Annotated in this window: 7 protein-coding genes; 6 read left to right on the top strand and 1 reads right to left on the bottom strand. The window is 73.5% G+C overall.

All coding sequences use genetic code 11. The annotated features are described in order from the left end of the window. The first annotated feature begins 616 nt into the window (after positions 1-616). From OHA30_RS10270 to OHA30_RS10245, 6 genes are all read left to right on the top strand, one after another. Complete coding sequence (locus OHA30_RS10270) at positions 617-2,578, top strand: S53 family peptidase (protein ID WP_328913515.1); 1,962 nt, start codon at positions 617-619, stop codon at positions 2,576-2,578. Between the two features lie 443 nt (positions 2,579-3,021). After that, positions 3,022-5,928, top strand: coding sequence for a leucine--tRNA ligase (gene leuS / locus OHA30_RS10265; RefSeq protein ID WP_328913514.1), 2,907 nt, complete (start codon positions 3,022-3,024; stop codon positions 5,926-5,928). A 177-nt stretch (positions 5,929-6,105) separates the two neighbouring features. Next, on the top strand, positions 6,106-6,684 hold the full coding sequence (locus OHA30_RS10260) for a hypothetical protein (RefSeq protein ID WP_328913513.1): 579 nt from the start codon (positions 6,106-6,108) through the stop codon (positions 6,682-6,684). 329 nt (positions 6,685-7,013) lie between these two features. Further along, on the top strand, positions 7,014-7,859 hold the full coding sequence (locus OHA30_RS10255) for a DegV family protein (RefSeq protein ID WP_328913512.1): 846 nt from the start codon (positions 7,014-7,016) through the stop codon (positions 7,857-7,859). 117 nt (positions 7,860-7,976) lie between these two features. After that, the gene (locus OHA30_RS10250; RefSeq protein WP_328913511.1) at positions 7,977-8,792 is read left to right on the top strand and encodes a ComEA family DNA-binding protein; all 816 of its coding nucleotides are present in this window, start codon (positions 7,977-7,979) and stop codon (positions 8,790-8,792) included. A gap of 989 nt (positions 8,793-9,781) precedes the next feature. Next, entirely contained in the window at positions 9,782-12,211 is a 2,430-nt protein-coding gene (locus OHA30_RS10245) for a ComEC/Rec2 family competence protein (protein WP_328913510.1), read from the top strand. A 209-nt stretch (positions 12,212-12,420) separates the two neighbouring features. Here the strand turns inward: OHA30_RS10245 and OHA30_RS10240 are convergent, their stop codons facing one another. Next, entirely contained in the window at positions 12,421-12,666 is a 246-nt protein-coding gene (locus tag OHA30_RS10240; protein WP_328913509.1) for a hypothetical protein, read from the bottom strand. Positions 12,667-12,674: the final 8 nt, after the last annotated feature.

The raw sequence follows: 12,674 nt of genomic DNA, 5'->3' as shown, positions 1-12,674 counted from the left end.
GCAAGAGGGCGAGACCGGTCCGCGAAAAACGCGGACCGGTCTCGCCCTCTCTTTTGCGCTCGGCCTCGCCTCGCGCGGCGGGGGTTCCGCTGGCCGCACCCCCCTTGAGGTCCCTCCGGCCGGACACCGGGGTCGGAGTACCCGGGGACAGCCTCCACGTTCGCGGTCGCGTCCTTCCGGACGGGACCGTCTCCGTATGGCCCGGGACCGTTTTCGTGCGGCCGGACGCGGGCGGGGCCGGCCGGGCGCGGCCACCGTGCAGCATCGCCCCCCTTCTCGCGGCGATCACCGCAGCGGCCGTCCCGCCGTCCCGCCGAAAGCCCCGGTGCGCGAGTGCCGGGCCCAACTCCGTGTGCACCGCGGGTGGTTTGGGTCGGATGGGGCCCTCTGGTCCCGTGTGCCGCACGCTGCTAGCGTCGAATCGTGCCCCCGCGAACCGGAGTACGCCCCTCCACGGACGGCTCAACTCCCCGTCGGAGAAGGTTCCTTGACCTTTTCTTGGGGAAACCATATCCCTGACATGAACCGATCAGCGAAAGAGTATCGCTCTGCGGTACGGCGTGTACGCATAGCGGCGACACCGCATCCGCGACAACTCGCTTCGCATGGGGGTTTCATGAGATTTGAGCGCAAAAGAACGCGTACGGGACTGGTGGCCGCCGCGGCGCTGCCCCTGATCGCCGGCGCGCTCGCGCTGAGCGCCCCGTCCGCCACGGCCGATCAGGCCGCCGGACGCCAGGCGTTGGCCGGCACCAAGCCGCAGTGGGCCACCGCCCAGGCGGACAAGGGCGCCACGTCCGACTCGAGCAAGGTGACCGTCCGGGTCTACCTGGCGGGCAAGGACGCCAAGGGCCTCGCGGCCTACGCCCAGTCCGTCTCCGACCCGAACTCGGCCGACTACGGGCACTATCTGACGGCCGCCCAGGCCAAGTCCCGCTACGGCGCCACCAAGGCCCAGGCCGACGCGGTGACCGGCTGGCTGACGTCGGCCGGCCTCAAGGTCGTCGGCTCCAACCAGCACTACCTCACCGTCACCGGTGAAGTGGCCGCGGCGGAGAAGGCCTTCGGAACCCAACTGCACAACTACGCCAAGGGCGGCCACACCTACCACGCCCCGGCGACCACGGCCTCCGCGCCCACCTCGCTCAAGGGCGCGGTCCTCACCGTCACCGGCCTGGACAACTCGCCGAAGAAGTCCAGCCACGACGACACGCTGCCGCCCCCGGACGACGCCTTCGTCAACTCCGGGCCGTTCTCCACGTACTACGGCTCCAACGTCGACAAGAAGCTGCCCTCGGCCTACGGCACCAAGGCGCCGTACACGATCAAGGGCTACACCGGCCAGCAGCTGCGGGCCGCGTACGGCGCGGGCAAGTACACCGGCAAGGGCGTCACGGTGGCGATCACCGACGCGTACGCCTCCCCGACCATCGACCAGGACGCCAAGAAGTACGCCAAGCGCAACGGCGACCAGAAGTACCGCAAGGGCCAGCTCACCCAGGTCCTGCCGGGCGCGTACACCGACACCGACGAGTGCGGCGCGGCCGGCTGGTATGGCGAGGAGAGCCTTGACGTCGAGGCCGTGCACGCGCTCGCGCCCGACGCGAACATCGTCTACGTCGGCGGCGCCTCCTGCTACGACGACGACCTGCTCGACGCCCTGAACAAGGTCGTCGACGGCCGGCTCGCCGACATCGTCTCCAACTCGTGGGGCGACATCGAGGAGAACTCGACCCCCGACCTGGCCGCGGCCTACGACCAGGTCTTCCAGAACGGCGCGGTCGAGGGCATCGGCTTCTACTTCTCCTCCGGTGACGCCGGTGACAATGTCGCCTCCTCCGGTGTGAAGCAGGTCGACACCCCCGCGAACTCCAGCTGGGTCACCTCCGTCGGCGGCACCTCGCTGGCGGTCGGCAAGAACGACAAGTACCAGTGGGAGACCGGCTGGGGCACGCAGAAGTCCGTGCTGTCCGCAGACGGCAAGACCTGGACGAACTTCCCCGGCGCCTACACCGGCGGCGCGGGCGGCGGCACCAGCAAGCTCTACGCGCAGCCGTACTACCAGCGCGGCGTCGTGCCCGACTCGCTGGCCCTGGCCAACGGCGGCAAGGTCAAGCAGCGGGTCGAGCCGGACATCGCCGCGGTGGCCGACCCGAACACCGGCTTCCTGATCGGCCAGACCCAGACGTTCCCGAACGGGTCGCAGAAGTACAGCGAGTACCGGATCGGCGGCACCTCGCTCGCCGCACCGGTGATCGCCGGCGTCCAGGCGCTCGCCCAGCAGGCCCGCCACGGCATCGCGATCGGCTTCGCCAACCCGCTGATCTACAACAAGTACGGCACCTCGGTGTTCCACGACGTCACCGACCACCCGCTGGGCCAGGGTCAGGGCCTCGCGGTCGTGCGCGTGGACTACGCGAACTCCGTGGACGCCTCCGGCGGTCTGATCACGTCGCTGCGCACGCTCGGCGTCGACGCGTCGCTGCACGCGACGGTCGGCTACGACGACGTCACCGGCGTGGGCACGCCCGCCAAGGGCTATGTGACCTCGTCGCTGCCGCAGAAGAACCGGCGCTAGACACCAAGCCGCCGGGTTTGCCGGGCCGCGAGGCAGCCCGGCCCGGGGTCAGGCCCGGGCCGGGCGCGGCACCACGTACGAACGGGCGGGGCCCGTACCGGGGAGCGGTCTCCGGTACGGGCCCCGGCGCGTCGGCGCGTCGGGGCGCCGGGTGCGCCGTACGGGTCCCGGGCCGCCCCGGGGACCCCGGCCGTCCCGGGCGCGGGTGTCGTACGGCCGCCGGGGCCGGTCCTCGGTGCGGGTGCCGGGCCCGCTGCGGTAACCTGAGGGCATGCGAGCCGAGAGCCTCCTGCTTAGCCAGCCGCGCTGACCACGAACCCCGTCAGTGCGGCACCCCTCCTGTGCGAGGGGCTTTTTTGTTTCCGCCGCAGGCGGCGGGCGCGCAGACGGGCAGCAGGCTCCCCGGCCGCGGCCGTCACGACATCGATGGAGTACCGAGGACGATGAGCGACACCACCCCGGCCGCCGAGACGGCTGCGCCCCACCGCTACACGGCCGAGCTGGCCGCGGACATCGAGGGCCGCTGGCAGGACTTCTGGGACGCGAACGGCACCTTCTTCGCGCCCAACCCGAGCGGGGAGCTGGACGGCGACCCCGAGCTGGCCGCGCGGCCCAAGAAGTTCATCATGGACATGTTCCCGTACCCCTCGGGCGCGGGGCTGCACGTGGGCCACCCGCTGGGCTACATCGCCACCGACGTCTACGCCCGCTTCCAGCGGATGACCGGCCACAACGTCCTGCACACCCTGGGCTTCGACGCCTTCGGCCTGCCCGCGGAGCAGTACGCCGTACAGACCGGCACCCACCCGCGGATCTCCACCGAGTCCAACATCGTCAACATGAAGTCGCAGCTGCGCCGGCTGGGCCTGGGCCACGACCGCCGCCGCTCCTTCGCCACGATCGACCCGGAGTACTACCGCTGGACGCAGTGGATCTTCCTGCAGATCTACAACTCCTGGTACGACGAGGAGGCCGACCGGGCCCGCCCGATCGACGAGCTGGTCGCGCAGTTCGCCGCCGGGACGCGAACGACCCCCTCCGGCGCCCCCTGGTCCGAGCTGACCGAGACCGAGCGGGCCGAGGTCCTGGGCGACCACCGGCTGGCGTACTCCGCCCAGTCGCCGGTCAACTGGTGCCCCGGGCTGGGCACCGTACTGGCCAACGAGGAGGTCACCGCGGAGGGCCGCTCCGAGCGTGGCAACTTCCCGGTGTTCAAGGCCAATCTGCGGCAGTGGCGGATGCGGATCACCGCGTACGCCGACCGGCTGCTGAACGACCTGGACGCGCTGGACTGGCCCGAGGCGATCAAGCTGCAGCAGCGCAACTGGATCGGCCGCAGCGAGGGCGCGCGGGTGGACTTCCCGGTGCACAGCGCGGATGTGTCGGGGGAGGGCGGGGGCAACGGCGGCGAGCACGCGATCACCGTGTTCACCACCCGTCAGGACACCCTGTTCGGCGCCACCTACATGGTGCTGGCGCCCGAGCACGAGCTGGTCGACGCCATCGTCCCGGCCGCCTGGCCCGAGGGGACGCACGGCGTGTGGACCGGCGGCCACGCCACGCCCGCCGAGGCCGTCGCCGCCTACCGCAAGCAGGCCGCGTCGAAGTCCGACGTGGAGCGGCAGGCCGAGGCCAAGGACAAGACCGGTGTGTTCACCGGCGCCTTCGCCGTCAACCCGGTCAGCGGCGAGCCCGTCCCCGTCTTCATCGCCGACTACGTACTGATGGGCTACGGCACCGGCGCGATCATGGCCGTCCCGGCGCACGACGGCCGCGACTTCGCCTTCGCCCGCGCCTTCGAGCTGCCGATGCGCTGCGTCGTGGAGCCCACCGACGGGCGCGGCACCGACCCGGCGACCTGGGACGACGCCTTCGCGTCCTATGACGCGAAACTGGTCAACTCCACGGGCGCGGACGTGTCGCTCGACGGCCTGGGCGTGACCGAGGCCAAGGCCGTCGTCACCGCCTGGCTGACCGAGCGCGGCATCGGCGAGGGGACCGTCAACTACCGCCTGCGCGACTGGCTGTTCAGCCGCCAGCGCTACTGGGGCGAGCCCTTCCCGATCGTCTACGACGAGGACGGCGTCCCGCACGCGCTGCCCGACTCGATGCTGCCCGTCGAACTGCCCGAGGTCGACGACTACAGCCCCCGTACCTATGACGCGGACGACGCGGACACCTCCCCGGAGACCCCGCTGTCCCGCCGGGCCGACTGGGTCACCGTCGAGCTGGACCTGGGCGACGGCAACGGCGTTCGCACCTATAGGCGCGAAACCAACACGATGCCCAACTGGGCCGGTTCCTGCTGGTACGAACTGCGCTACCTGGACCCGCACAACGCCGAGCGACTGGTCTCCCCGGAGGCCGAGGCGTACTGGATGGGCCCGCGCGAGGGTCAGCCGGCCGGCGGCGTCGACCTGTACGTCGGCGGCGCCGAGCACGCCGTACTGCACCTGCTGTACGCGCGCTTCTGGCACAAGGTGCTGTACGACCTGGGGCACATCTCGTCCTTCGAGCCGTTCCACCGGCTGTTCAACCAGGGCATGATCCAGGCGTACGTCTACCGCGACGCGCGCGGGATCGCCGTCCCCGCGGCCGAGGTCGAGGAGCGCGACGGCGCCTATTGCTACGAGGGCGAGCGGGTCTCGCGGCTGCTGGGCAAGATGGGCAAGTCGCTGAAGAACGCCGTCACGCCCGACGAGATCTGCGCGGAGTACGGCGCCGACACGCTGCGGCTGTACGAGATGGCGATGGGCCCGCTGGACGTGTCCCGGCCGTGGGACACCCGCGCGGTCGTCGGCCAGTACCGGCTGCTGCAGCGGGTGTGGCGCAATGTCGTCGACGAGACGACCGGCGAGGTCACGGTGGTCGACACCGAGCCCGACGAGGCCACCCTGCGGGCGCTGCACAAGGCCATCGCCGGGGTGACCGCCGACATGGCCGAGCTGCGGTTCAACACCGCCATCGCCAAGATCACCGAGCTGAACAACCATCTGACGCGGGCGGGCGGCCCGGTGCCGCGCGCCGTCGTCGAGCCGCTGGTGCTGCTGCTGGCGCCGCTGGCCCCGCACGCCGCCGAGGAGCTGTGGTCCCGGCTGGGCCACACCGGCTCGCTGGCCCACCACTCCTTCCCCGTCGCCGACCCGGCGCTGGCCCAGGACGAGGCCGTGACCTGCGTCATCCAGATCAAGGGCAAGGTCAAGGCCCGGCTGGAGGTCCCGCCGACCATCTCCGACGCCGAGCTGGAGGCGAAGGCGCTGGCCGACCCGGCGGTGGTCGCGGCACTGGGCGACGCGGCGGTGCGCAAGGTGATCGTCCGGGCGCCGAAGCTGGTGAACATCGTCGTCTGACGGTTGCGCGCGTTGGGCACGGTTGCGCGCGGTTGCGCGCGGTTTCGCGTCCCCTAGGGGGCGGACCGGGGAATCACCGGGTCGGATCGGGCGATCCGGGGATTCCTGCGGCCCGCCCCTGGCCGTACGGTGGAGAGAGGCGTGTCACGCGCCGACCGTCGAGGCGAGGAGTCGTCCGTGAGTGCCGCCGGTGTCATCGTGCTGCTGCTCTTCCTCGGCCTCATGACGCTGGGCGTCGTGGCGACGGTGCGGACCGTGCGCGCGGTCAAGCGCCGGGTCGAGCGCGGCGGCGCGCAGGCCCGGCGGGTGGTGGAGGACAGCCGGCTGCGGGCGCGGCGCTACACGACCGTGGGCCCGGCGGCCGAGCTGGCGCAGACGCGGCTCGACCTGCGGGCCGCCATCGACAGCACGTCCCGCGCCCTGGAGGAGGGACGCGGCGAGGACGCGTCCCTGTCGGAGGCCGTCGTGCTCTTCGCCCGCCTCAACGACCACGCCCGCGCGCTGGACGGTGAGCTGCGCCTGCTGGAACGCGAGCCGGACAAGGCGCGGCTCGCCGAACACCTCCCCGGCCTGACCGAACGCGCCCGCCGCATCACCCACTCCGCGGACACGCTCCGCTGGGCCGCCCAGGACCGCGCCCGCCGCTTCGCCGACGACGAACTGACCGCGCTCACCCGCGAAATCGACCTCGAATCCGGCGCCCTCCGCCACTGGGAACACACCAAGGCCAACCCAATCAGCCCGCCCGGCGCCTGAGGGCACGGTTGCAAAGGTGGCCGTCGACCTTTTTCAGCCCGTCCGGCGTTTGAGGGCAGCGCCTCGGGTGGGCGTTCACCCGAACTCAGCCCGTCCGGCGTTTGAGGGCAGCGTCTCGGGTGGGCGTTCACCCGAACTCAGCCCGTCCGGCGTTTGAGGGCAGCGTCTCGGGTGGGCGTTCACCCGAACTCAGCCCGTCCGGCGTTTGAGGGCAGCGCCGCCTCGGGGGCGTCCACGCGAACTCAGCCCGTCCGGCGTTTGAGGACTAGCCTGCCCGGCAATGAGGCCCCAACTGTCGCCCCGCCCACCACCCCGGTACCCTCCGGTTCATGTCCCCGCATGTCGCCATCGTCACGGATTCCACGGCCTACCTGGGACAGCACGCCCTCGTACGTCACCACATCTCCATCGTCCCCCTCACCGTCGTCATCGGTGACGAGGCCCTGGAAGAGGGCACCGAAATCTCCGCCCCGGCCGTCGCCCGCGCCCTCCAACGCCGCCATCCGGTCACCACCTCCCGGCCCAGCCCGGCCGAATTCGCCTCCGCGTACAAAGCCGCAGCCGCGGCCGGCGCGGACGCCATCGTCTCCCTCCACCTGTCCGCGGAGTTCTCCGGCACGTACGACGCGGCGACCGTGGCCGCGAAGGACGCGCCCGTCCCCGTACGGGTCGTGGACACCGGGATGGTCGCGATGGCGCTCGGCTTCACCGTCCTGGCCGCCGCCGAGGCCGCCGAGTCGGGCGGCACCCCGGACGAGGTGGTCGCCGCGGCGGAGAAACGTGCCGCCGACACCTCCGCGTTCTTCTACGTCGACACGCTCGACTACCTGCGGCGGGGCGGCCGGATCGGCGCCGCCCAGGCCCTCTTCGGCTCGGCGCTCGCGGTGAAGCCGCTGCTGCGGCTGGCCGACGGGCGGATCGAACTGCTGGAGAAGGTACGGACGGCGTCCAAGGCCATCGCCCGGCTGGAGGAGGTCGTGGTCGAGCAGGCGGGCACCCGGCGGGTGGCGCTCGCGGTACATCATCTGGCCGCCGCGGACCGTGCCGCCGCCCTCGCGGACCGGCTGCGCGAACGGGTCCCCGGCCTGGACGATCTCGTGGTCAGCGAGGTGGGAGCGGTGATCGGGGCGCACGCCGGGCCGGGTCTGCTCGGGGTCGTCGTCTCACCGCACTGAGGGCTTCCGCCCGGGCAACTCACCCTTCCGGGGGACGGAGTTATCCACAGGGCGGGTGTTGTCCACAGATTTCGACCAAGATCGTTCCGGGGTCGTCGGCGGGTCCAGCATCGAGTCATGGAACTCATCGACTCACCCACCGTCATCCGCCCGAACGGCGAGCCCGCCGGGCGCGCCACCCCCATCGACCCCGGCGCGGACGCCCGCCGCGCCGACCCCGGGTCCCTCGTACGTGAACGGGCGGCCGCGATCTTCGGGACGGCGGGGGAGAGCCCGCCGGGCCCGCCCGAACACCTGCCGGGCGTGCCGGTGTTCGGCGCCGGGCCGCTCGGGCGGGCCCGCGCGTGGCTGTATGTGCGCTGCGGGCTGGAGCTCAAGGCGGTGGTCGCCCTGGTAGTGGTCCTCGCGGTCGCGGGCGGGCTGGCCTTCCAGCACTACTGGTCGGGGCGTCCCCGTACGGTACGGGTGCCGCCGCCGGCCGTCGCGCCCCTCCAGCCCCTGGCCGTGAAGCCCGCGGCGGCGGCCGAGGTCACCGTCGACATCGCCGGGAAGGTCGCCCAGCCCGGGCTGCGCAGCCTGCGCAAGGGCTCCCGGGTCGCCGACGCCCTCGCCGCCGCGGGCGGTCCCCTCCCGGGCACGGACACCACGGCCCTGAACCTCGCCCGCCCCCTCACCGACGGCGAACAGATCCTGGTCGGCGTCACCCCGCCTCCTGACGCGAGCGCCGGCACGCCGACAGACGCGGCCGTGAGCCTCAACTCGGCCACACTCGCCCAACTCGACGCCCTCCCCGGCGTCGGGCCGGTCCTCGCCCAGCACATCCTCGACTACCGCTCCCAGCACGGCGCGTTCACCTCCCTCGACCAACTCCGCCAGATCCCCGGCATCGGCCCCCGCAAATTCGCCACACTCAAGCCCCTGGTCCACCCATGAAGCCCCCCACCGCCCCCAAGCCCCCACCGGCCCCCGCCGCATCTGCGGCGGGGGAGCGGACTGGGCCGCAAGGCCGTGCCGCGTCCATGGCGGAGTCCGACCCGCTTGGCAGAGACCCTGCCCCTGATTCCGCCGCAACGGCGCTCACCCGGGACGGCGTGCCCCGGCGGTTGGGAGCGCCGCCCAGCCCAGACCTCGGGGAGGTGTCGGCGTTACTCGAGCCGCGAGGCCGTGCCGCGTCCATGGCGGGGTCCGACCCGGTAGTCAGGGACCGTGCCCCTGATTCCGCCGCGACGGCGCTCGCCCGGGACGGCGTGCCCCGGCGGTCCGGAACGCCGCCCAGCCCGGCCCCCGGGGAGCTGCCTGGGCCGCGAGGCCGTGCCGTGTCTGCGGCGGGGTCCGACCCGGTAGTCAGGGACCGTGCCCCTGACTCCGCCGCGACGGCGCTCACCCGGGACGACGTGCCCCGGCGGTTGGGAGCGCCGCTCAGCCCGGATGCCGGGGAACTGCCTGGGCCGCAAGGCCGTCCCGCGTCCACGGCGGGGTCCGACCCGGTAGTCAGGGACCGTGCCCCTGACTCCGCCGCAACGGCGCTCACCCGGGACGACGCGTCCCGGCGGTCTGGAGCGCCGCCCAGCCCAGACCTCGGGGAGGTGTCGGCGTTACTCGAGCCGCGAGGCCGTGCCGCGTCCACGGCGGGGTCCGACCAGTTAGGCGGGGACCGTGCCCCTGATTCCGCCGCGACGGCGCTCACCCGGGACGACGCGTCCCGGCGGTCTGAAGTGCCGCTCAGCCCGGATGCCGGGGAGCCGATTGGGCCGCGAGGCCGTGCTGCGACCCTAACCGGGGCGGGTGCGGGAGGTGCAGCTGGCACCTCTCACTCCGCCGCGACGGCGCTCAGCCGGGACGGCGTGTCCCGGCGGTCTGGAACGCCGCTCAGCCCGGGCTACGGGCGGGAGGAGCCGGCCGCGCCGTCGGGGCGGGCGGCCGTGCACGTCGCGTCCGCCTCGCCGCTAGGCGCTTCGCATCCTCGACAGCACGACACCCCCACCGACCTCCGCCTGGTCGCACCCGCCCTGACCGCGTGGGGCGCGGCCGCGCTCGTACCACTGGTGGGAGCGGCCTGGACCCTCACCGCGGTGGTGGCGGCCACCGCCGGCGCCGCCGTGCTCGGGAGGGCGCGAAGGCGAGCCCCGGGCCTGCTCATGGCCGCGGTCGCCGCCCTGCTGTGCGGCAGCGTCGCCGCCGCGGTCACCGCGATGGACCGCGCCGACCTGACCAGGGGCCCCGTACCCGGCCTGGCCCGGCAGCGGGCCACCGCCGAGGTGACCCTACGGGTGACGGGAGACCCGTTCGAGGCCCGGCCACGCGTGCGCGGCGCGGCGAAGGCGCCGAGGACCGTCGTGGTCCCGGCCATGGTCGAGCGCGTGGACGGGACCCGCACCCGCACCCCCGTCGTCCTGTTCGCGGAAAGCACCCCGCAGGCGTGGCTGCGGCTGATCCCGTCGACCCGGGTCACCGTCACCGCGCGGTTCACCCCGACCGCCGCGCCCCGGGACGACGAAGCCGCCGTCCTCACCCCGAAGAGCCCACCCCGCGTCGTAGCCCGGGCCAGCCCGGCCCAGCGCTACGCCGCCGGCCTCCGCGAGGGCCTGCGCAAGGCCGCCGCACCCCTGCCGGCGGACGCCCGGGCGCTGCTGCCCGGCCTCGTGGTCGGGGACACGGCCGCGCTGACAGCGGAGTTGAAGGACGCTTTCCGGGCAACCGACCTCTCCCATCTGACCGCCGTGTCGGGCGCCAACCTGACCTTGATCCTCATCCTCCTGATCGGCCCGCCCGGCCTGGCCATCAGAACCGAACGCCGCGGCCTGGCCGCCTGGCTGGGCCTGCCGCTGCGGTGGACGGCGACCCTGGGCGCGGCCCTGACCCTGGGCTTCGTACTGGTCTGCCGCCCGAGCCCGAGCGTGCTGCGGGCCGCCGCCTGCGGCCTGATCACTCTGCTGGCCATCGGCACGGGCCGCCGCAGATCCCTGCTCCCGGCGCTCGCAGCGGCCGTACTGCTGCTGGTGCTGTACGAGCCGGACCTGGCACGGTCGTACGGCTTCGCGCTGTCGGTCCTCGCCACCGGCTCCCTGCTGACGCTCGCCCCTCGGTGGAGCGCGGCGCTGCGGGCTCGCGGCCTGTCGCCGCGGACGGCGGAGGCCCTGGCGGCCGCGGCCGCCGCCCAGGCGGTGTGCGGCCCGGTGATCGTGCTGCTCTCGGCCCGCCTCAGCCTGGTCGCCGTGCCGTGCAACCTGCTGGCGGAACCGGCGGTCGGCCCGGCCACGGTCCTCGGATTCGCCGCGCTGCTCACCGCCCCCGTGGCACTGCCCGCCGCCCGGGCCCTGGCCTGGCTCGCGGGGTGGCCGGCCGAGTGGATCGCCGCGGTGGCCCGGCACGGCGCCGCGCTGCCGGGATCGGGGATCGCCTGGCCCGCGGGATGGCCGGGCGCGGCCCTGCTCGCGGTGGGCACCACGGCCGCGGTGGTGTGCGGCAGACGCCTGCTCCGCCGCCCGTGGCTGAGCGCGGCCTGCGCGCTGCTGCTCCTGCTCGCGCTGCTGCGCCCACTGCCGTTGCCGCGCCTCATGGCCCGGTGGCCGCCTGCCGCTTGGCGGTTCGCGATGTGCGACGTCGGACAGGGCGACGCGCTGGCGCTGTCCACGGGCCCCGGCAGCGCGGTTGTCGTGGACACCGGACCCGATCCAGCCCCGGTCGACCGCTGTCTGCGCGACCTGCGGGTCACCACGATCCCGTTGCTGATCCTGACGCATTTCCACGCCGACCATGTCGACGGCCTCCCGGGGGTGCTGCGCGGCCGCCGGGTGGGCGCGATCGAGACGACCGTGCTGGACGAGCCGTCGGGCCAGGCCGCGGAGGTGAGGCGGGAGGCGGCCGCCGCGGGGGTGCCGATACTGCGCGCCGCGGCCGGGGAGAGCAGAAGGCTCGGCCCGCTGGAGTGGCGGGTGCTGTGGCCGCCGACGACGGCCGCCGCCCTGCCCGACGACGGTCCGAACGACGCCAGCATCGCCCTGCTGGTCCGCACCGGCGGACTGACGCTGCTGCTGATGGGGGATCTGGAGCCGCCGTCCCAGGAGGAGTTGCTGGCTCGGGTGCCGGACCTGCCCCGGGTGGACGTTCTCAAGGTCGCCCACCACGGCTCGGCGTATCAGGACCCGGACCTGTTCCGGCGGACGCGCCCGCGGCTCGCGCTGATCTCGGTCGGCAGGGGCAACCCGTACGGCCACCCGGCCGCCCGTACGGTCACGGCGCTGCGGGCCCTGGGCGCGACTGTGCTGCGGACGGACACCGACGGCCCGATCGCCGTGACCGGCGACAGCCCGGCCGAACTGCACGCCATCTCAGTGAAGAAGTCGTTGTGAGGAAGCCTGCGTGGCCGCCGAGGCGACGAGCGCACGCAGCACCGGCGCTGCTCACCGGGCGCAGTGTGCGGGCCACGGGCATCGGTCCGACGATCGTGCTCGGCTGCCCCGGATTCCCGGCGTGGCTGATCCTCGTACCGCTCGCGGGCGGGCCGACGGCGGTGATCCTCGCCGCGTTCTCCGCCGACGGCCCCGGCCCTCCGGGCCCGTCACTCGTGTTCGAGCCAGCCGTCGAATTCGGCGGCCAGGGTCTCCAGCGCCGCGGGGTCCAGCGCGGCGGTCGCGTTCTCGATCACGACCAGCCACTGGGCGTCCTCCGCGTCGTCCTCGCCCGCGAGGGCGTCCCGGACGAGTCGGGGCTCCTCGGCCAGCGGGAAACGGGCCGCCAGCAGTTCGGCGACCTCCTCGGCCGCGTCGCGGTCGGGCAGCACCAGGACATGTCGTACGTCGCTCACCGGGGCAT

Source organism: Streptomyces sp. NBC_00223 (genome assembly GCF_036199905.1).
In the GTDB taxonomy this organism is placed as follows: domain Bacteria; phylum Actinomycetota; class Actinomycetes; order Streptomycetales; family Streptomycetaceae; genus Actinacidiphila.
This window is presented reverse-complemented; position numbering and strand designations above follow the sequence as displayed.

Excerpts from the sequence above, each read along its gene's own strand:
- leuS (WP_328913514.1), top strand. The coding sequence starts at position 3,022 with ATGAGCGACACCACCCCGGCCGCCGAGACGGCTGCGCCCCACCGCTAC.
- OHA30_RS10250 (WP_328913511.1), top strand. The coding sequence starts at position 7,977 with ATGGAACTCATCGACTCACCCACCGTCATCCGCCCGAACGGCGAGCCC.
- OHA30_RS10255 (WP_328913512.1), top strand. The coding sequence starts at position 7,014 with ATGTCCCCGCATGTCGCCATCGTCACGGATTCCACGGCCTACCTGGGA.
- OHA30_RS10270 (WP_328913515.1), top strand. The coding sequence starts at position 617 with ATGAGATTTGAGCGCAAAAGAACGCGTACGGGACTGGTGGCCGCCGCG.